Origin of the sequence: Fodinibius sp. SL11 (assembly GCF_052060035.1) — a bacterium.
Taxonomy (GTDB): domain Bacteria; phylum Bacteroidota; class Rhodothermia; order Balneolales; family Balneolaceae; genus Fodinibius.
The window spans coordinates 1-20,371 of the sequence record NZ_JBPOEA010000023.1 but is presented as its reverse complement, the minus strand read 5'-3'; the positions used below and the strand labels follow the sequence as shown (position 1 = coordinate 20,371).

At 43.6% G+C, this 20,371-nt stretch carries 16 protein-coding genes; 10 read left to right on the top strand and 6 right to left on the bottom strand.

Going from position 1 to position 20,371, the window contains the following annotated elements:
- The first annotated feature begins 18 nt into the window (after positions 1–18).
- The gene (mutS, locus tag ACQ76V_RS15320; RefSeq protein WP_441001393.1) at positions 19–2,703 is read left to right on the top strand and encodes a DNA mismatch repair protein MutS; all 2,685 of its coding nucleotides are present in this window, start codon (positions 19–21) and stop codon (positions 2,701–2,703) included.
- Positions 2,704–2,768: 65 nt separating this feature from the next.
- Here mutS and ACQ76V_RS15315 read toward each other — a convergent pair whose 3' ends face one another.
- Both ACQ76V_RS15315 and ACQ76V_RS15310 read right to left on the bottom strand, forming a co-directional pair.
- The gene (locus tag ACQ76V_RS15315) at positions 2,769–4,085 is read right to left on the bottom strand and encodes a M48 family metalloprotease (RefSeq protein WP_441001392.1); all 1,317 of its coding nucleotides are present in this window, start codon (positions 4,083–4,085) and stop codon (positions 2,769–2,771) included.
- Between the two features lie 6 nt (positions 4,086–4,091).
- Positions 4,092–6,200 carry a CHASE2 domain-containing protein gene (locus tag ACQ76V_RS15310; RefSeq protein WP_441001391.1) on the bottom strand — a complete coding sequence of 703 codons (2,109 nt, stop codon included), beginning with the start codon at positions 6,198–6,200 and terminating at the stop codon, positions 4,092–4,094.
- A 146-nt stretch (positions 6,201–6,346) separates the two neighbouring features.
- Here ACQ76V_RS15310 and ACQ76V_RS15305 point away from each other — a divergent pair, with 146 nt between their 5' ends.
- From ACQ76V_RS15305 to ACQ76V_RS15295, 3 genes are all read left to right on the top strand, one after another.
- Positions 6,347–6,622: a hypothetical protein gene (locus ACQ76V_RS15305; RefSeq protein ID WP_441001390.1), complete on the top strand. Its 276-nt coding sequence runs from the start codon at positions 6,347–6,349 to the stop codon at positions 6,620–6,622.
- A 132-nt stretch (positions 6,623–6,754) separates the two neighbouring features.
- Positions 6,755–7,648, top strand: a complete 894-nt coding sequence (locus ACQ76V_RS15300) for a GntR family transcriptional regulator (RefSeq protein WP_441001389.1) — start codon at positions 6,755–6,757, stop codon at positions 7,646–7,648.
- A gap of 105 nt (positions 7,649–7,753) precedes the next feature.
- Positions 7,754–9,739, top strand: a complete 1,986-nt coding sequence (locus tag ACQ76V_RS15295; protein WP_441001388.1) for a DEAD/DEAH box helicase — start codon at positions 7,754–7,756, stop codon at positions 9,737–9,739.
- 98 nt (positions 9,740–9,837) lie between these two features.
- Here the strand turns inward: ACQ76V_RS15295 and mnmD are convergent, their stop codons facing one another.
- Together mnmD and ACQ76V_RS15285 are read right to left on the bottom strand one after the other, a co-directional pair.
- A complete protein-coding gene (gene mnmD / locus ACQ76V_RS15290; RefSeq protein WP_441001387.1) occupies positions 9,838–10,617 on the bottom strand; it encodes a tRNA (5-methylaminomethyl-2-thiouridine)(34)-methyltransferase MnmD in 780 nt (259 codons plus the stop codon).
- The gene (locus ACQ76V_RS15285) at positions 10,617–11,921 is read right to left on the bottom strand and encodes a DUF4097 family beta strand repeat-containing protein (protein WP_441001386.1); all 1,305 of its coding nucleotides are present in this window, start codon (positions 11,919–11,921) and stop codon (positions 10,617–10,619) included. The genes mnmD and ACQ76V_RS15285 overlap by 1 nt, the downstream gene beginning before the upstream one ends.
- A gap of 148 nt (positions 11,922–12,069) precedes the next feature.
- Here ACQ76V_RS15285 and ACQ76V_RS15280 point away from each other — a divergent pair, with 148 nt between their 5' ends.
- The 6 genes from ACQ76V_RS15280 (at position 12,070) to ACQ76V_RS15255 (ending at position 17,629) form a co-directional block, all read left to right on the top strand.
- Complete coding sequence (locus ACQ76V_RS15280) at positions 12,070–13,269, top strand: M20 metallopeptidase family protein (RefSeq protein ID WP_441001385.1); 1,200 nt, start codon at positions 12,070–12,072, stop codon at positions 13,267–13,269.
- 60 nt (positions 13,270–13,329) lie between these two features.
- Positions 13,330–14,433 carry an NAD(P)/FAD-dependent oxidoreductase gene (locus tag ACQ76V_RS15275; protein WP_441001384.1) on the top strand — a complete coding sequence of 368 codons (1,104 nt, stop codon included), beginning with the start codon at positions 13,330–13,332 and terminating at the stop codon, positions 14,431–14,433.
- Positions 14,434–14,533: 100 nt separating this feature from the next.
- Positions 14,534–14,749 (top strand): hypothetical protein, encoded by a 216-nt coding sequence (locus tag ACQ76V_RS15270; RefSeq protein ID WP_441001383.1) that lies wholly within the window; start codon positions 14,534–14,536, stop codon positions 14,747–14,749.
- 16 nt (positions 14,750–14,765) lie between these two features.
- Positions 14,766–15,284, top strand: a complete 519-nt coding sequence (locus ACQ76V_RS15265) for a cytochrome c oxidase subunit II (protein WP_441001382.1) — start codon at positions 14,766–14,768, stop codon at positions 15,282–15,284.
- Positions 15,281–16,957, top strand: coding sequence for a b(o/a)3-type cytochrome-c oxidase subunit 1 (locus ACQ76V_RS15260; RefSeq protein ID WP_441001381.1), 1,677 nt, complete (start codon positions 15,281–15,283; stop codon positions 16,955–16,957). The genes ACQ76V_RS15265 and ACQ76V_RS15260 overlap by 4 nt, the downstream gene beginning before the upstream one ends.
- A gap of 114 nt (positions 16,958–17,071) precedes the next feature.
- Positions 17,072–17,629 carry a hypothetical protein gene (locus ACQ76V_RS15255; RefSeq protein ID WP_441001380.1) on the top strand — a complete coding sequence of 186 codons (558 nt, stop codon included), beginning with the start codon at positions 17,072–17,074 and terminating at the stop codon, positions 17,627–17,629.
- Positions 17,630–17,635: 6 nt separating this feature from the next.
- Here the strand turns inward: ACQ76V_RS15255 and ACQ76V_RS15250 are convergent, their stop codons facing one another.
- Together ACQ76V_RS15250 and ACQ76V_RS15245 are read right to left on the bottom strand one after the other, a co-directional pair.
- Entirely contained in the window at positions 17,636–19,990 is a 2,355-nt protein-coding gene (locus tag ACQ76V_RS15250) for a heavy metal translocating P-type ATPase (protein ID WP_441001379.1), read from the bottom strand.
- A 14-nt stretch (positions 19,991–20,004) separates the two neighbouring features.
- On the bottom strand, positions 20,005–20,371 hold a 367-nt coding region (locus ACQ76V_RS15245), incomplete at its 5' end, for an NUDIX hydrolase (RefSeq protein WP_441001378.1).

Below are 20,371 nucleotides of genomic sequence, written 5' to 3'. Positions count from 1 at the left end.
AAAAATAACTGCTTGTACATGAGTACTAAATCCAAATCGCTTACCCCATTGATGCGTCAGTATCACCAAATAAAGGAAGAACATGAGGGGGCGATATTGCTTTTTAGAGTGGGCGATTTTTACGAATGCTTTGCTGATGATGCTGAGTTGGTAAGTAAGGAATTGGGCATCACACTTACCAAACGTAATAACGGAGGGGACCAGACGCCCATGGCGGGATTTCCACATCATGCCTTGGATACCTACCTACCCAAGTTAGTAAAAAAAGGCCATCGTGTAGCGGTTTGTGAACAGGTCGAAAATCCATCGGAAGCAAAAAAAGCAGGTCGCAAAATTGTGAACCGGGAGGTGACTGAAATTACCACCCCGGGGGTTACCATGTCGGAAAAGCTGCTGGAGCACAAGCGAAATAATTATGCAGCAGCGGCGTATTGGGACGGGAAAACAGCCGGTGCGGCTTTTGCTGATGTCTCAACCGGTGAATTTTCGGTGAGTCAGGTTTCTAAGGATCGGCTTGATGATCTGGTGCAATCAATAGCACCGGCCGAGCTGCTGTTGCCTCAAAACCTGAAAAATAATGTCCCTGAATTTCTACTCGATTATAATATGACCTTTATCGAGGATTGGGTCTATGAAGGTGATTACGGGTATAATTTGCTGACCGATCATTTTGAAACGCATTCACTGAAAGGCTTTGGTGTAGATGATTTGGAAGTAGCCCACGTAGCGGCCGGTACCCTCATGCATTACATCCAAGAAACGCAGAAAGCCTCACTGGGACATATCAAGCGAATCCAGAAATTTGAGAGCAACGAATATATGTCGCTTGATGGATCCACAAAAAGAAACCTGGAGCTAACCACAACTATACAGGAGGGAGGTAACAGCGAGGGCACACTTATCTCGATTCTTGATGATACGGCTACTGCCATGGGCGGACGAATGCTGCGTAAGTGGATCATGCGTCCCCTGAAACGTATGAAGCCGATTCGTGCCCGTTTGAATGCTGTTGAGGGGTTGAATGTCAATCATGATGTACGCGAAAATGTGCGCGAAGAGCTGGAAAAAGTAGGTGATTTGGAGCGACTAATTTCACGTATTTGCGTGGGACGTGCTAATCCTCGCGATTTGGTCAAGCTGAAAGATTCTTTAGCCCAAATTCCTATCATAAAATCGCAGTTTAATCACTTGGATGAGCATCTACTCAATGATATTCTGGAACGGTTAAAATTACTTATCGAAGTACAGAAAAAGATCGAAGAAGCAATTGTCGAAGATCCGCCTACCAGTATCCGCGACGGTGATATTTTCAAAGATGGCTTTAATGATGAGCTGGACGAGCTTCGAAATATAGCTCGCAACGGCAAAGATTATATTGCAGATATTAAAACCGAACTGGCCGAGGAGACGGGAATCGATTCGTTAAAAATTGGCTATAACAAGGTGTATGGCTATTACATTGAGGTGACCAATACCCATGCCGATAAAGTGCCCGAGCATTTTATCAGAAAACAAACACTGGTGAATTCGGAGCGTTATATTACGCCTGATCTCAAAGAAGTGGAGGAACGCATCTTATCTTCGGAAGAACAGAGTAAAGGTTTGGAATATGATCTTTTTGAGGAGTTGCGGATTGAGATAGCGGAATTTGCTGAGGATGTTCAGCAAGTGGCGCAGGCAATTGCTGAGTTAGACTGCCTGCAGAGTTTTGCGGAGGTCGCCTTCCATAATGATTATTGTAAACCTGCTATCGCCGATGATCAAAAAATTGATATTACGAAAGGACGCCACCCGGTTGTGGAAAAAACGCTTCCGCCGGGCGACCCCTTTATCCCAAATGATATTCATGTCGAAAATGAAGATGAGCAGATCCTGATTATTACTGGTCCGAATATGGCGGGAAAGAGTATCATTTTGCGTCAAACGGGCCTGATTGTGCTGTTAGCTCAAATTGGCTGTTTCGTACCGGCAGAGGAAGCACATATTGGGTTGGTGGATAAGATCTTTACCCGCGTTGGAGCTTCGGATAATCTGGCCGCTGGAGAAAGTACTTTTCTTGTGGAGATGAATGAGGCTGCGAATATTTTGAATAACGCCACTCGTAATTCGCTGATTTTGCTGGATGAAGTTGGACGCGGGACCAGTACGTTCGACGGACTTAGTATTGCATGGGCATTGGCCGAATACTTGCACAATCAACCGTCGGTGGCGGCTAAAACGCTTTTTGCAACGCACTATCATGAGCTCAACGAGCTCGAAAATATGTACGAGCATATTGTTAATTACAACGTGTCGGTAAAAGAACACGACGATAAAGTAATTTTCTTACGCAAGCTGGTACGCGGTGGCGCCGATCACAGCTATGGTATTCAGGTGGCCGATATGGCCGGACTCCCATCCATTGTAATTGAGCGAGCGAAGGAAATTCTTTCTAACCTTGAAAGTCATAGCTTAGATCTTACGGACAGTAACGGTACCCTCGAAGAGGGGGCTAAGAAAAAGAAAGCAGCCGTTAAAAAAGCAGCTAAGGAGATGGAGAAACAGGGACAAATTACTCAGCCCTCATTATTCCAGACACAGCTCGACCCCAATACGGAACAACTTATCGACAAACTTGAAGCCTGTGATCCCAACCGGATGACGCCCATCGAATCGTTGATGTTGGTTTCTGAGCTCAAAAAGCTGGTTGAAAAGCGCAGTTAGTCATTCTCAAAAATAAAGCCAGCCGACAAACGAAATTGGCTGGCTCTCTCAAATTCAGATAACGCTTACTTCTCCAGTACGCTTATTTTTTGTTGAAAGGTAGACTGGTAATCGTGACCAAAATTTTGAGGCAGGTTAAAGTCATCAGTTTGGCTATTAATTCTGATAATTCGGTCTCGTAACGAGGTTCCCTTCCACTTTGCATGACCGATTCTATCCTGAAAATCTCCCTGGTTGCTACGAATTCGTTTTAGCAGGTCAATTGCGCCCGTGGGATTATATCCCGCTCTGTACATATATATGATACCCCAATAGTCCGCTGAAAACTCATATTCCTCAAGTCGATCCTTGATGGTATATTCATACATTTCGTTGGCCAGCTGGGTTAGATTCTCTTCAGTCTGCTCATATCTTGCTTCACGATCTGCTAGCTCTTGTTCCAGTTCATCAAACCGTTCATCCGCTTTAATTTTAGTTCTTCGGCGTTCGCTTTCCTTAATTCCGTGACTATGTACAATATGGGCTAATTCATGAGCAACAAAGAAGGAGAATTCTGTTTCGCTCTGCATAAGTTGTAAGGCCCCTTTTGAGACAAAAATAATTCCGTTGGGAGAAGCGTATCCGGTTATTTGGTTGGTGTCGAGAACATAAACTCGCACGGGCGTCTCGTAACGGTGAGAGTTTTCTGCCAATATCAAGGCAATGTGTGTTAGATACTGCTGCAGTTCTCGGTTATTGACCAAACCCTGTTTGGCAATCACGTTAGCAATTCCCCATCCGGCACGTTCTTGCAGAGGGTCTATGCCCGGCACTTTATCGGCATTAATTTCAAACCGTTCCTGTGCCAATTGCCAGTTCCAATTTTGGAGTCTGGCCCTGCGGAATTGTTGATAGGCCGAGGGGTCAAAAAAATCCTCAAAATCGTTGAGCAGCGGACTTTCTTTGTTTTTTGTTTTACTTGAGGTGAAGTCAGTTGCAAAACCTTTAACAGCAGCAGCCACCTGGGCCGGCGAAGCGTAGGGATCTTCTTGTTGAGTACTGTCTGTATCCCCACTAAGTTCTTCAAAGGCTGTTTGAGCGTTAGGTGCTACTTCGTCCTGATCGGGAGACGTCTTTTTGTTATTTTTTTCAATATAAGCCGCCCGCTCTGGGATCCATCCCTCTTGTTTTTCTGCTTTGACCTTAAGCCACTGTTGTTGCTTGTCAATTTCAGTTATTTCTGCTCCGGAATTGAGGCGCAGGATAAGTTCGTAATACGATCCCGGCCCGCTGCGCATATCAACGGTATTTTTCACAGTTAGGCTTTCGGTCTGTTTTACGAATGCGACAATTCCGGTAACGAATAGTATTAGTAGAGAAAATAAGATGTATTTCCGTATCATAATTCCCTATTTGGTTTTTAGATAAAAAACTCCATCCCAATCTTTTGCTGGAGGTTCTTTTTTATATTTTTGGCATCTCTTGATATAGTTTTCAGAAGGTCCGTCTCCAGGCTTTAAGGATAAGACCTTTTGAAACCTTTTTATCGCTTGGTCCCACTCCCGGTTAAGATAAAAATCTAACCCTTTTTGATAAATTGAAATGATTTTCTCGATTTCTTCAGTATGTGGATCCGACTTTTCACCCATCAGCTCATAGACACGTACCGGCTTTGTTTTGCCTTTGACAACTAATAAATCAAGTTGTCGCCCGTAGAAAAGGTCTTTGACCTCTTCGTAGGTTTGTTCGGCAATCATGGTGCTACTCCCAAACGTCTTATTGGCTGCTTCGAGGCGAGCTGCCAAGTTAACAGTATCTCCCAGTACGGTATAATTAAAACGGTTATACGAACCGATATTTCCAACAATCATCTCTCCGGTGGCAATACCAAACCTCGAATGGATGTTAGTATCCTGCGGTGCTAATTCTTTAACTTTTTGCATCATTTTGAGAGTGCTTCGGCACGCCAGCTCTGCATGATTATCCTGGCCGATAGGGGCGCCCCAGAATGCCATCACGGCATCTCCAATATATTTGTCCACCGTACCTGAGTGCTCAAAAATAATATCGGTCATTGCTCCCAGGTACTCATTAAGAAAAGCGACCAACTCTTCGGGCTCTTTTTTTTCCGAGATTGTTGTAAATCCAGCAATATCAGAGAATAGAACGGTGAGCCTTTTTTTCTGTCCGCCCAGTTTTAATAAATCGGGTTGAGCAATAAGTTGTTCTACAAATTCCGGTTGTACATATTGACCAAAGGCCGACCGGATCTCTTTTTTCTGTTTTTCCTCGGCAAAATATTTATAAGCTGCCGATCCACTGTAAGTAAAAGTTGCCACCATCAGGTAGAGACCCGTGGAAAACCAAATACGCCCAACAACAAAAAGGGCTAATCCTATCCCGATGATTGCTAATATGATACCTATCATCGCAGCGGCTCCTTTTGCAGGTCGGGAGTATGCAACAGCGTAAGGAATACAGATGGAGATTAATAGTAGCATGAATAGCGTAATCCATATCGGTGGCTGGGTGATGAAATTATTGCCAATTAAATTATTAAGGAGCGTAGCTTGGATTTCCATACCGGGAAATGCTTCCAACGAACTCATGGGGGTGCTTTTGATGTCTCCGAGTCCGGCGGCAGAAGCACCAATGATGACAATTTTATCCTCAAATACCGAGGGTGGAACTAAGACCTCAGCGTCAGGATTGCGTTGTTTTTGGATCGCACTTTTAACAATAGCCTGAAACGAATAATAAGGGAAGGTGCCATCCTGTACGCCTCCCTTTTCGTACCAGTTGATTAGATAATCGCCATTATCCTGCAGGGGAATCTCTTTGTTACCAACTCGGAGTCCGTTGTTGGTCCATTCCAGAGAAATTGAATCCGGCTGAAGTTCTAAATAGGCCGCCATCGAGAGGGTGGGGACAAATCCCATGTGAGCCAGGCTGTCAAAAAGATGTACGGATCGAATGAGCCCGTCCTCATCGGGACTCATAACTGTGTTGCCAAGTCCGGTGGCTGCTTTGGTAAATTCATCGAGTGGTTTGGATGTTAAAAGGTGCGGCTCTTGGTAGGGAGGGCTATTTTTAATGTTGTAATGTTTGATTAGTGGCTCGTTGGTCGTAGAAAGGTCTACAGCGGAATTTTCATTTTCAGTAGACTTAAAAGCCAAAATTCCTTTCCCGCTTCGTTGAAGTGATTGCAAAAACCGCTGATCACTCATAGTCCCTGACAGGTTTCTGCGATCAAAATCCGGGGTGTCAAAAAGGATATCGTAGACGATGAGTTCAGATCCTGATTCCTGGAAATAATCGGTTACAATTTGATAAAATTCCCTGGGCCACGGCCAGTACATTCCATTACTATTAAAATAGGAAAGGCTTTTTTCATCAATGGATACCAGCACAATCTTATTGTTTGGATCTTCTTGCTGAAGGTATCGGAATTTATAATCCAGGATCATCCGATCAATGCCATTAAATACTCCTGTATAGACACTAAAAAGACCTGCCAAGAAGAAAACAAGTGCTAACAGAGATAAGCTGATGTTCTTATCTAATTTGATGGTAATCCCCTCCTCACTGAATTATTACATGGTGTACCATTGAATGGTAACACCCGACTATTAATTTTGAACAATGTTAGAAAGAAAAAAGGGAATTGCAACCAACTCGATATTGTGATAAAAATTCTGGGGATGAAGGATTTTACGAGTTAATGGATGATGACGGTGACATTAGTAATAAAGAAGAGCTATCCTCAAAATTTGAACTCGATCTGTCACTCGGATTTGATGTTATGGATACCGGACTGGCTCTACAAGCCAGCGTAAACAACATCTTTGATACCGAGAAGGTGGATCAGCTGGGTACCGCACCGCTGGGTCGTACGTTTTGGATATCATTAAAGTATAATTTTGATGGGCTGCGTTTATAGTAGCTTCTTAAGCCTTCATGAAAAGCCTGCTCCGGTAATCGGAGTGGGCTTTTTTATTTTGAATTCATCTATGAGAAAGAGCACTGAAACACCTATCTTTTGTACGTTAATTGTTAACACTATTCATGCTCGTTGAAAACTTCTGCAAAATATATTGCTGATCGCATCCGCCTGATGATTGCCACCAAGCAGTTTCAAGTGGGCGAAACATTACCCTCTACCCGTGAGCTGGGACAGCAGCTGGAATCCAGTTTCCATACCGTGCGCAAGGCGTATCATATTTTAGCGGATGAGGGACTTATTCGCGGGGAGCGCGGAAAAGGGTTTATCGTCGAACGGCAGAATACGAATCTCGATAAAGCAGATCGCCTCGAAATCGGCGCCGATAAAATGCGCAAGCTCTTGGAAGAGTTGATTGGTTATGGGTTGGATGAATCAGAAATTGATGAGCTGTTCCAGGAGCAGCTTAGTTTTATGGATTGGCCCGATCGTATTGAAACCTGCGCCAGTATTGGTGAAACCAATGAGCTGGGACGCATGTTGGCCGATGCGATAAAAAAGGAAGTGGGCGTCCGCAGTAAAATCTTAAATGCAAATCAGTATAACGAAACGGTCAAATTTGATGCCCTTTTTGTACCGGTGCAGTTGGTGAATAAATTCAGGGAATTTGCTGAAAAAGGTCGTCTGCTGCCTATTGTATATAGTATAAATCCAGATACGTTACTTTCCATTGTCGATCGGGCGGCCATCGATACCATTGGTCTGGTTACCGCCGATGATCAGTCGATTCCGATAATTATTGATGAGTTGAAGGTCAGTATTAAATTTGGTGGGTCATTCGTGGCGGGAGCTACCTATGGCGAATCTCTGCCCCTTTTTGTCCGCGAGACCGATTTGATTCTATATACCTCTGAAAGTGCTAAGCTAGTGGAGAAAAAGATTCCTGAGCGACGCCGTATTATGTTGAGATACAGTATTTCGGAGCAGAGTGCAGAAACTATTCGGGCCGAGCTTTGGGATCAGTAGGATAGAGGTGAGATAGCAAAGGTGAAACGTAAATTCGACTCCCTATTTTACGTCTGCCATTTGCTATCTGTGACAATATTTATATAAAAGAAGTTTTATAAGTGAATGAGTACTGACAAAAAGATTAAAAAATTAATTAAGCGTGCGATTGAGGCCGTATCCTCAGAGATAGATACCGTTCGCGAAAAACCGGCTCGCGATGTGCTTTTTGATGGCAAGCGGCGCGAAGATCATCCCCCTAATACGTTTTATTATGAGTTTGAATCGCGAAATACCTCTCTCCGATTTGCGGAAGTTATCAAGGGAGAAATGGAGGATCACGAGGATGAGTTGGAGCTGTATCCGGTGACGGTGGAGGATGAAAAGGTAGTGCTGCATTTTCCGCATAATTTTGGATCTACGTTGCCCAAAGTGCAGTTGGAATGGGAAAATGACTTCGTATTGCGTCGGTTGCGAATGGAGTTGGAAAAATTGCTTGAATCCAACGATAAAAAAGCCCGCAAGCGAATGGGGCGACTGTTTTATCCCGATCCAAAAAAACATCATATCGATGATGCAAATACGCGAGTCTTGGATGACAGCAGGAGAAACGCATCACAGCATGAATCACTTATAAAGTCACTGCAAAATCAGGTGCTTTACGTATGGGGGCCACCGGGTACGGGCAAAACGTCCACACTGGGATATATGATTGCCAACTATCTAATTAAAGGTAAGCGCGTGCTGTTTGCGGCCAATACCAATCGAGCGGTGGATGTGGGGCTGTTGAGTGCATTGCAGGCTCTAACCTCTGTAGAAAAAGAACATCTCGAAGAAAAGGTAACGCGTTTTGGGGAAATGGCCTTGGACAGTGATCGCTTGGCCAACGTGCTTTTTGATCAATATGTGGAGCAAAAGAAGCAGGAGGGGAAAGAAAAGGCGGGAAATTTAGATAACCTGCTGGGTGAATATCAGAAGTTACAGAAGGAGATTGACAACCTGATGGAGCACGGTGAATCGGTGCCCGAAGAGCTGGATGAGCGTATTAATATGCTGGGAGAACGGGTGGATGAACATGGAGGGGAGACCGCGCTGGAAGAAAAAGTTGACCGTTTGCTTACGGTCAATGAGCGGGTCGAGTTAGAAAAAAAGCAGCTTGTGGCAACAACGTTGGCAAAAGTCTGTACCTCAGATCTGTTTGATGGACAAACCTTTGATGCCGTGGTTATTGATGAGGCTTCGATGGCCAATTTACCCTATTTGATGGTGCTGGCAGCCAAGGCCAAATCGCATATTGTGGTTGTGGGTGATCCCATGCAGTTGCCACCTATTGCATTGACGGATGATACCCATGCTCGTAAATTTCTGGAGGAAGATATTTTTACGTTTGCATCCAAGGCCGATACTACCGAAGATCTGTTTGCATGGCACGACAAAAATCGTCCGTTAACGACCTTTTATGATACCCAGTATCGATTAAATGAAGATCTGGCCGAGGTGCTGAGTACCGTTTTTTACGAGGGCCGTTTGAAAACAGCAGAAGCGGATCAGAATTTAGATCCGGCCATCACCCCGCAGGAGAGCAGTACGCCTACGGTTAATGTGATTGACAGTCAAAAATATGGGCCGGTGCTTACCCAAAAGGATGAGGGCCGAGGATTTAGTCCGGTTAACGAGGTACACAGTCATATCTTAATTAAAATGGTAAAACGGTTAGTGCTGAAAAATCAGGTGCCGGTGGATGAGATTGGTATTATTGTACCATTTAGAAGTACGGTATATGATATTCGAAATGAGCTGTATGACAATGATTTTGGAATGATTGAAGTCGGAACCATTCACACCTTTCAGGGGCGGGAAAAGGATGTTATTATTTTTGATACGGTGATGAGTGGGGAGCAACAATATGGCCGCCGACGCCATTATTCGGTACGTCCGTTTGATGAGGATAAAAATGGATTGGCAGTGCCACGGTTATTAAATGTTGCTTTTTCGCGTAGTAAGGAGCGATTGGTGTTGCTGGCTGATATGGATCATATCAATAAGGTATATGCCGATAAATTTTTGGGACGATTGCTGCGGCGATTCCAAAACCAGGAGAAAGGCCATTAATCTTTGTCCGAATGCGGGACATGCAATCGGAGTGGTAGTAATGTGTGGATGATTACTCCAACCCATTCGATGGCAAACACAGCCAGCGGATGAGGTCCTTAATCAAAATCCTCTTCTTTGTAACGGCGGGCGTAGTGTTCTTCATTGATGCGATTAAAGTCTGCCAGCATTTCCGCACTTTGGGAAGCAACAATCATCTCGCGTTTGCCCAGAGCGCCTTGTGTTTTAGCGACCTTCCATCCGGCCCATGCCATCGCACCTTGTGCTTTGGAGGCCGCGCAATAGGTGGTCAGGATGGCATTATCATGACTAAAATGAACCAGTCTTTTGAAAGTTTGACCAGTCCAAAGCTCTGGATTGACATCCGGTGAAAAGGCATCATGGAAAATATAATCAGCTCGTAAATTGTCCGGATCAAAATCCTCGAACATCCCATTAAATAAGTGGAAGGTGATATTAGAGGTTAGTGAAAACTCATTCATCCCCTCAGATAAGTCATCAAAAATAGCAGGTAGATGATTGGCTAATTCGGGATGATTGAGATGTTGGTCGTAATTTAGGTTTTCCGTGGTTTGGGGGCTGATTGGAAATCCCTCGATAGAAAAAAAATCGATAGTGGAATTTGATTCCAGGTCCAGTACGTAATCCATCAACAAAAGAAGATTGAGCCCGGTACCAAACCCAACCTCTAAAATAGTGACAAGATTAGAATTTTTGATCTCACCCAAGAGCTGAGACTGCTCAAAAAAAACGTGCTTACTTTCTGCTATAGCTCCATTGGGATTGTGATAGTGTTGATCAAACTGAGGAGAATAAACTGTATGAGAGCCGTCTCGGGTGGTTACGAGTTTTGATTGCTGTGCCTGTGGATCATTCATTAATCATTAGTACTGATATTAACATTACCATATCCGCAGTTAATAACGATCGGAAGCCCGCCGCCGTTTAGTGTACCGGTGATACTACCTCTATTTTTAGTACCATTGAAATTAAATTTGTCATCTAAATTTACCGAAGTGCCAGTAATATCCAGATTTGCAGCAATGTCTTTAGGCAAAGATAGTGAAATATTTCCGGCTGATGTGGAAAAGCGTAAGTGGTCATTAGCTGATTTTATCGAGGAAGAAATATTGCCACCGGAAGTTTTTGCCGAAATACTGCCCTCGGCATTTTGTATTTCAATGTGACCGCCTCCTGTTTTGGCTTCTAAATTACCACCGGTTTCCCGAATTTTGATATGTCCGCCACCGGTACTCATTGTTATGTTGCCAAAAATTCGGTTAGCGGTAATATGTCCGCCGGAGGTTTGAGCAGTGGTAGTCCCCTCAATATCCGACAGGGTGATATGTCCCCCAGAGGTATTAAAATTTTGAGAATTCTTTAACTGACTTGCGGTAATATGTCCGCCGGATGTTTTAGCTGTAAGTGCAAGATGCTTGGGCAGTGACAGGGTTGCTTCCAGGTTTATTTGTTCAGAAATAGCACTGCCTTTTGTTGATTCTACGGCATAATTAGCGTTAGAAGATGAAAGATTTTTTTGGATCTGCAACTCTTTGGCAATTACAGCAGGATCATCAATATCACCGGTGGCCCGAAGGGTTATTTGACTGCTTGATGAGCCGTTGCCAATGATGTTGATGTTTCCGAACTCCACTGATAAATCGAGTGATTCCAAATTACTGACAGAAAATGAATCTTGATACACAAATACACCAGAACTTACTTCTGTCCACTGTGCTTCGTCTACGTTGTATTTGCGGTTTATATATAGCTTTTTATCCTGAAGCTTAACGTTGAAATTATTCTGATTTATTTTTTGGAGTTCCTGTTCGAGCTGTTGAAGCTCTACGTCTAAACTCTCTTTTTTGAGATCGTTCTGGGCATGTTGCTGTATTAGTTTATCCAGATTTTTAATTTCAAACTCGAGCTGATTGAGGTTTTTCAGGTTATTGACATCGCGTAGTTTCTCAAGATTTTTAAGCGATTCAAGGTTTTGAAGATCGATTACGATGGAACTTGGTATGGAAGGAGCTGTCGGCGCTGATCGAATACTGCTTTTTGAATGCGACCCGGAAGCGGTTGAAGAATCGGAAGGAGAAACATTCGAAAGCAGATAGATGGAAATGCCGATAAATGTGATACCGGCTAATACAATTTCCCAGGAAATATTACGCTTACTCATAGTTTTCTGGTTAGGGCATTAAATAGTGCGTTGTTTAACTTAACCTCTGTACGAATACTTCACTGCTAAAGTTGCAGAATTATCCTCATAGACTTTCAATAAAATTCCTATTTTCAACGATAATGCATTTCAATATAAAACAGTACGCATGGAAAGAACTAAATTTAAAGAGAAGGCGAAAGCATATCATGGCGAAATGGTGAATATTCGGCGGCACCTGCATCGTTATCCGGAGCTGAGTTATCAAGAATATGAAACCACAGATTTTATTATTGATCAGCTTGCAGAGTTGGATATACCAGTAGATCACCCACTTGAGACGGGATGTGTGGGGATCATTGAAGGGAAGAAATCATCAGAAAAAGTGGTGGCTCTGCGTGCCGATATTGATGCATTACCTATTATCGAAGAAGGAAATTACAAAGATGAGTTTTTCTCAGAAAATGAAGGTATTGCGCATTGCTGTGGACATGATGCTCATACAGCTAATTTGTTGGGTGCTGCTCATATTCTTGCTGATTTGAGGGATGAAATTGAGGGGACAGTATTACTTGTCTTTCAGCCGGGCGAAGAAAAGCTGCCGGGCGGCGGTCGACTTCTTTGTGAAACAGGATACCTTCAGGAGAAGGGGGTAGATGTTATTTATGGGTTGCACTCATATCCTGAGTTGCAACCCGGACAAATCGCAGTAAAGAAGGGTCCGCTGATGGCACGTCCCGATGAGTTTAAGATTGAGGTGATTGGAAAAGGAGGCCATGCCGCATCACCGCACCAGGCGGTGGATCCCATTGTGATGGCATCACAGATTGTAGGCCAGCTGCAAACGATTGTAAGCAGAAATGTGAATCCCACCGAGCATGCGGTTGTAACTGTGGGAAAAATCAGTGGAGGAGCGGCGCACAATATTATCCCCGAGAAAGTAGAGTTGTTGGGTACGGTGCGGACCTTTGCGCAGGAAACAGCCGATATGATTAAAAATCGCGTCGAGTCCATTGTGAAAAGTGTCACCGAAGCTTCCGGAGGAGGATACACCTTTGAGTTTGATTACGGATACCCCGCCGTTACGAATACCGATTGGGCGACAGATAATCTTGTTCATGTTGCTCAAAATCTATTAGGAGAGAAACACGTGCATATATTGGATGGTCCCATTATGGCGGGCGAAGATTTTGCATTTTATCAGCAAGAGTTTCCAGGCACCTTTTTCTTTTTAGGAAGCGGAAGTAAAAAAACGGATTCAACCTATAGCTGGCATCATCCCAAATATAATGTGGATGAAGATTGCTTTTTGACGGGGGCAGCTTTGATGGCATCCCTGGTGTTTGAGCCCATCCCGAAAAGTGGATAGTGGGCCAAAAAAGGATTTTATTTTGATATATCTACTCAATAAATAGGAAAAGTATTTACTATGAGTTATTCAGCATCATTCTGGGAAAAAGATTCATTCTTGAAGCCCTATGATCTTATTGTTATTGGTGCCGGGATTGTGGGATTATCGTCTGCATTGTTCTACAAGCGGAAGAACCCATCAGATCGTGTAGCAGTACTGGAGCGGGGATTTTTGCCACAAGGAGCCAGTACGCGCAATGCCGGTTTTGCCTGCGTGGGATCGATCGGAGAACACTTGGCTGACATGAGTAAAGAGTCTGAAGAAAATATAAAGGTGCGTATCAAACGTCGATATGAAGGCTTGGAGCTGCTCAAAGAAACGCTCGGAGAAGCAGCTATTGGCTATGATGATTGCGGGGGATTTGAATTTTTTAGATCTGAAGATACCTTCAACAAGGTCGCACCCGAAGTTGATCGGTTTAATAGGTGGATGAAAGAACTTATTGAGGAAGATGAAGTGTATTCGACTGGTCAAATGCAGGGATATCCCATTATTCGAAACCGGTTGGAAGGAGCGCTGCATCCGGGCAAGATGATGGAAGAACTGGCCGGAAAGGTGAGTGGGATGGGGATAGATATCAAATGGAATAGCAGGGTTAATGAAGTTTCAGATAGTGGGGAGGTGACCATTGCCAATGGTCCGATACTAAAAGCTCAAAAGGTGCTGTTTGCTGCTAATGGTTTTGTTCAAAGATTATTACCAGATCTTGATATCAATCCCGCACGCGGATTTGTGATGGTGACCAATGAACAAAGGCATCTGCCGTGGAAAGGTATCTTCCATCACGATAGGGGCTATATTTATTTCCGTAATATTGGAAATCGACTGCTCATTGGAGGGGCTCGAAATTTGGATAAAGATGGAGAACAGACCGATCAGTTCGGAGCTAATGAAACGATTAAGTCTCATCTGCAGGAGTTTGTTTCTGAAGCATTGGAATTTGGCCGTGATTGGGGTATCGATTACGAATGGTCGGGCATTATGGGGTTCACTTCTACGAAAACACCTATTGTAAAACAGCTTGATAAACATCGGTTTGTGGCTGCAGGTCTTAGCGGAATGGGTATCGCTATAGGGATGGAAGTTGGACAGGGAGCATCGGAGATGATTACGGCTGCATGAAATAAATCTAAATAATAAAATAGGTTGAACTTAAGGTGATTAAATACTTATTTGTCTCAAAACATCTCGGCATGTTAAATCCATAATTAAGTACATTGTTATGTCCGAAGATTTAAGTCAATCAAACGATAACACTGAACCTGCCCAAAGTTGGGAAGAACGTAATCCGGATATTGAGCGCGAAATAACAATCGATGAGTATAAGCCTTACGGAACATTAACACTCACAGTAATCTACTTTGCCATTGTAGCATTGATGTGGGTTTTTATGTATTTCGTGGAATTTGCCGGAAATGCCCCTTCCATCATAGATTAGTTAATAAACCAAAGATATGCATATACATAAGTTCGAACAGTTCTGGATAAAATTATCCTTTGTACTGATTGCCTTTTTTATCGCTACCGTCGTATATGGTTTTGTAGCGATGGATTTAAAGGTGATTGGAGATTATGCAACCATTGATCCGCAAAACTTGTCGGAAACACCTTTTGGAAACCCCGGAGTACGGGAGGTGATGCAAAATGGACAGACTGAGTATGAAGTTTATGTCCAGGCATTTCAGTTTGCATATAATCCTGGAACCGCACAACCAATTGTGGTACCGGCTAATACGAGGGTGACCTTTTATATAACAAGCCCTGATGTGTTGCACGGTTTTGATGTTGCAGGGACCAATCTGAATACCATGTCTATTCCCGGTCAAGTAGCAAAGATGACCACCATCTTTCCGGAGGCGCGGGAATATGGTATTGTATGCAATGAGTATTGCGGACCGGCCCACCATGTTATGGAGGGTAAAATAAAGGTAGTACCTAAATCTGAGTTTGATAAAAGTAATCTGGTAGAATGACATTTATACACAAGTATCCGAAAGCTGCAAAAGTTGCCAAGGCTAATTTCATTGTTGCTTTTATAGCGCTTGCTATTGGGGGTTTCTTTGGATTTGTGCAAGCCCTCCACCGGACCGATGTATTTCGAGGATTTTTTAACTCTGGTGAATATTATACGCTATTAACAGGCCACGGTGTACTGTTGGCACTAATTTTCACCACATTCTTTATTGCTGGTCTTTTTATATGGGGCGTAACGCGAAGCCTTGACCGCGAGCCGGAAAATATGACCTTCACATGGTCATGGTATTGGCTTATGACCATTGGATTGGTGATGGCCACCGTGGCTATTCTGGGCGGACTCGTTCCTGATAGCTCCATACGTGCAGCCGTTCTCTATACCTTTTATCCACCGCTACAGGCGCATCCCCTATTTTATATAGGACTTGCGCTGGTACTGGTAGGTTCTTGGTTGGCCGGTGCCGATTGGTTTTGGTCGTACCGAAAATGGCGTGCAGAAAATCCCAATGAACGGGTCCCCATTCTCACTTTTATGACTCTTTTCACCATGCTGATGTGGTACGTTTGTACTATCGGCTTGGCGCTTGAGGTTGTGGGGCTGCTAATTCCCTGGTCGCTTGGATGGGTTACCGAAATTGAACCCTTGTTGCCGAGAACGCTTTTTTGGTTCTTTGGTCATGCTGTGGTCTATTTTTGGTTGCTGCCGGCTTATTACGTGTGGTACGCAATTTTACCGAAGCTTTCTGGAGGACGTTTGTTTAGTGATGCAATGACCCGGATAGTATTTATCATATTCTTATTGCTTTCCACTCCGGTAGGGTATCACCACCAGTATGCTGATGCAGGAATTTCTGTGGGTTTTAAATTCTATGCTATGGCAACAACACTCCTACTATTGTTGCCAAGTTTAATTACTCTGTTCACGGTAGTGGCCAGTATGGAGCACGGAGCACGTCAACGTGGAGGGAAAGGATATCTCAAATGGATTGGCAAGCTGCCTTGGGATAGCCCCGCTTTTGTAGGCTGTGCTCTGGCCGGAATTATGTTTGCTGCCGGTGGTTTTAGTGGTATGATCAATGCATCCATGAATATTAACCTGTTGATCCATAATACCTTATGGGTTCCCGGACACTTTCACTTGACGGTTGGAACAGCTGTGGCCTTAACCTTTATGGCAATAACTTATTGGTTGCTGCCACAATTGACGGGCCGCAAGTTAAAACACAAAACATTGGCACTTATTCAGCCATATGCATGGTTTTTGGGAATGACATTGATGTCAAACGCAATGCACCGTGCGGGACTTGCTGGTGTGCCTCGACGAACAGCAGAACCCCAATATTCAGGCTTCGAATTTGAGCCTGTATTTGGGACAATGGCAGAAATGAATTGGCAAATTGCAATCGGTGGAACGATTCTCACTATTTCGTTGATACTATTTCTGTGGGTTGTAGTTACGTCATGGCTGGGCGGTGAAAAATCCGATAAACCCGTTGATGATTATATTCCAAAGCCACTGTCTGGTGTTGAACATACGCCGGCAATATTAGATAACATGAAGCTTTGGTTTACATTGGCACTTGTGCTGGTAATTCTGGCTTATGCTTTCCCCCTTTGGGAGATGGTCGCCGATGGAATTTTCTCACCGGGCGCACTGCCAAGACCATCTTGATAATTTAAATTTGTTAGATGAATAAAGTCCTTGTCTGTTTATCATTTTGAACGGACAAGGGCTTTTTGTTTTTGAAGAAGTGTTATTAATGATGAAAAGATTCAACTGAAGCTTATGACTGAAGAAAAATCCAATGACTCTACCAAACGGCTGGTTAAAATTCTGGTTATTGTAGGAATTGGTATTCCGGTATTAGTGGAGTTGATGACGCTTTTCAATTTGATTAATGTCCAAATATTTGAAGATGAAAAGGATGCGAACAGTCAAGGTTTTGATGTAGCAGAAGTAAGTGGTTTTAGTGAGGGGGATACGCTGTTCGCCAATCAGGTATCTAAAATGGTTATTGAGGAACTCCGTATTAAGGTGAGTGCCCAAGAATGGCGATTTGCATTGCGCATGACTTCAACAGATAGTACAAGTCAGGATAATCTGAAAATTAGTGTTGACAGCCTTAGGTTACAAAGCAATAAAATATTATTAGGTAGTGATAGCAGCAGTTGGGAAGTGAAACAGGTACCGATTCAAGTACATGGTGAATGGACTTTACCTAATGGTGATATTCCCACAAAAATGTTTTTAAGTATGTATCAACCAACAAGAGAAGATTCTGTGGAAAAGGTAACTCAGGAGGTACCTTTGGATAAGTTACCTGTTCGCTACAATCAGAATTAGTGATAATTAGCGGGCTATCAGCCTCATATCTCGTGATGAGTTGCCCACCACCAACAGACTACTTGTTGCCATGGCAACGGCGGCGAACAATGGATTGATTGCTCCTGCAATAGCGAGCGGAATCGTAATGATATTATAGAGGAAAGCCCATCCCAGATTTTGGCGAATACGGTTTTTAGTAAGCTGTATGGTTTTGAAAGTTACGGGGATCAGCTTTAATCGATCTCTCGGTATTACAACATGAGCAGAATCGGCTGCAATGGCCGTTAGGTTCCCAAATGCTATCCCAAGATCAGCCTGTGCAAGGGCCGGGGCATCGTTGCTTCCGTCGCCGATCATTGCGATGCGTCCGAATTTTCGAAGCTGATTAATGATGTTTGATTTTGAATCGGGACGCGTTTCTGTAAAAAGGAAATCGGGATGCAGTTTTTTCTGTATAGCATTGCCGGCCTGCCTACTGTCACCGGTAATGATGGCCACTTTTTTACCGTCAGACTGCAATTCTTTTATGATATCGGGGGCTTCTTTTCGCATTTGATCGCCAACAACCAAAATGCTCCGTACCCGGTTATCCCACCCCACAGCAACGGGAACATTCCCTTCATTTCTGCTGAAGTTAATTTTCTGCCACTGAGTTTCCGTGATTTGCAGTTGATTACTGATCCATTCGGGCTGCCCCACCCAAATGTGTTTACCATCTATTTGTCCCGATACTCCTCTTGACTGTGAGGAAAAGTCATCTACGCTATTTTGGTTACTCCCATACCCTGCAATGGGCTCAGCAATAGGATGAGAAGCATATTGCTCTAATTGAGCAGCATACCCAAGGGCTTGCTCATCGTTCCCTTCATCTAAAAGTTGCATCGTGCCTGTGGTAAGGGTCCCGGTTTTATCAAAAGCTACCGTGGCAGTCTTTGATTGCTCTTCAAATACCGCTGCCGTTTTGAAAATAATTTCGTGTTTCAATCCACTGCGTATACCTGAAGCAATAGCCAGAGGAGTGGCTAACCCCAATGCACAGGGACAGGAAACGATCAGTACTGCCAGCGAGGAAAGCATCGATTCTGTTGCTCCTTCTCCAATGAACATATGATAACCGAACGTGATCATTCCCAAGAGTATAACGGCAGGGACAAACCAGGCCGCAATACGATCGGCAAGACGCTGCTGTCCGGGTCGGGTCGATTGAATATCCCACATAGCCCGCATAAGATTGTCAATGGTACTTTGTACTGTCTCATCGATTTCAATCGTAAGAGTATTTTGCGTAAGAATGGTTCCGCTAAGCACACGATCCCCTTCATTTTTGGATACTGGCATCGATTCGCCCGTCATCAGTGCTTCATTGACCACTCCGGCTCCATCTACAACAGTACCATCAATTGGGATACGTTCTCCGGCTTTTACTAAAACGCGATCTCCGGGAGTAAGATCCTCGACGGCTGTTTCTTTGAGTTGCCCATTATGAAATACTCGTGCTTGTTTGATACGTTTTTCGGCAAGTTCGTCAAGTAGATCTTGTTTACCAGCCTTGATACGTTTTTCGTAATAATTACCAATAGAAACGACCAGAACAATGGCCATAGTTACATCAAAATAAACTTCTGCTGATCCGATAAGCATGGCGCCCACACTGTAAAGATAGGCACTGACGGCCGCAATGGAGATAAGAAGATCCATATTCGGTTTTAAAACTGAGAGCGAAACCCAAGCACCACGTAAAATAGGGTATCCTGTGTAAAGCAATACAAAGGTGGTCATCACAGCAATATTCGACACAAAGAAAAGCCTTTCAATATTGGTCACCGGAATAAAATCTTCATATCCAATGTAATTTGGGTATAGAAACAGGATATATAGCAGCAACCCGATAATCCCGAAAAAACCGCCTATAATCAGTCGGACTATTTCATTCTGTTGGTTTTCATCTGCCCTGGAATCTGTATTACGAACTTTATATCCATACTTGCTAAGTCGATCAGGTAACTCATCCAAATCTAAAGTGGCAGCATCGTAATAGACCTTTATCATTTCTGATGCGTAGCTGGCTTCGCTTTTGTATATACCTTCTTCGCGATCCGCTAATGTTTCTATGAAAGATTCGCAAGTAGAACAGTGCATGCCATTGACTTTAAAAAAAGCTTCTTCGAAATCTTCAGGTAAGATATCCTGTCCCTGCTCATTGCGCCTTTTTTGGATGGTTTGCCTGCGAAGCTGTTCGGCTTGTTCTCCCTCCATATTTTGCAGCAGTTTATATACGCGCAGACATCCCGAGCAACAAAAAACGCCGTCAACATCATCATCGGTGATTGGTGGGTTTGGAGTTTCAAGTTCGCACAGCATGCAGTGTTCAGCCTTCATTATTTATCCAGAAATTAACTTTTTTTATTCACAAACTCTCTATACAGATCAAGGAACTCATTAAGCATCATAGCAGTAGCGCCCCACAATGGTACTTGATGAACATCCCAATAAGGAACCCGGTAAGTGTAGGACTGCAAGTCCCAGTCTTCAACGGTGATGTTTTTTTTATGAAGCAGCGAATTTAATTCAACGGCAAAAACCTCTTCAACTTCAGCGGGATTGATCTCAAAATGAGGTCTACTATTTGTAAATCCGACAACAGGTGTAACCAGATTATTGGAGTGGCTAACATACAGCTGACTAAGCTCCCCAACAACTGTTATGGTATTGGATGGCACCCCAATTTCTTCTTTGGCTTCTCGCAGGGCCGTTTGTGGA

Bases quoted from the DNA above. Each gene is read 5' to 3' on its own strand.
- ACQ76V_RS15280 (WP_441001385.1), top strand. From the start codon at position 12,070: ATGGAAAGAACTAAATTTAAAGAGAAGGCGAAAGCATATCATGGCGAA.
- mnmD (WP_441001387.1), bottom strand. From the start codon at position 10,617: ATGAATGATCCACAGGCACAGCAATCAAAACTCGTAACCACCCGAGAC.
- ACQ76V_RS15260 (WP_441001381.1), top strand. From the start codon at position 15,281: ATGACATTTATACACAAGTATCCGAAAGCTGCAAAAGTTGCCAAGGCT.
- ACQ76V_RS15315 (WP_441001392.1), bottom strand. From the start codon at position 4,085: ATGATACGGAAATACATCTTATTTTCTCTACTAATACTATTCGTTACC.
- ACQ76V_RS15285 (WP_441001386.1), bottom strand. From the start codon at position 11,921: ATGAGTAAGCGTAATATTTCCTGGGAAATTGTATTAGCCGGTATCACA.
- ACQ76V_RS15255 (WP_441001380.1), top strand. From the start codon at position 17,072: ATGACTGAAGAAAAATCCAATGACTCTACCAAACGGCTGGTTAAAATT.
- ACQ76V_RS15275 (WP_441001384.1), top strand. From the start codon at position 13,330: ATGAGTTATTCAGCATCATTCTGGGAAAAAGATTCATTCTTGAAGCCC.
- ACQ76V_RS15295 (WP_441001388.1), top strand. From the start codon at position 7,754: ATGAGTACTGACAAAAAGATTAAAAAATTAATTAAGCGTGCGATTGAG.
- ACQ76V_RS15250 (WP_441001379.1), bottom strand. From the start codon at position 19,990: ATGAAGGCTGAACACTGCATGCTGTGCGAACTTGAAACTCCAAACCCA.
- ACQ76V_RS15270 (WP_441001383.1), top strand. From the start codon at position 14,534: ATGTCCGAAGATTTAAGTCAATCAAACGATAACACTGAACCTGCCCAA.
- ACQ76V_RS15265 (WP_441001382.1), top strand. From the start codon at position 14,766: ATGCATATACATAAGTTCGAACAGTTCTGGATAAAATTATCCTTTGTA.
- mutS (WP_441001393.1), top strand. From the start codon at position 19: ATGAGTACTAAATCCAAATCGCTTACCCCATTGATGCGTCAGTATCAC.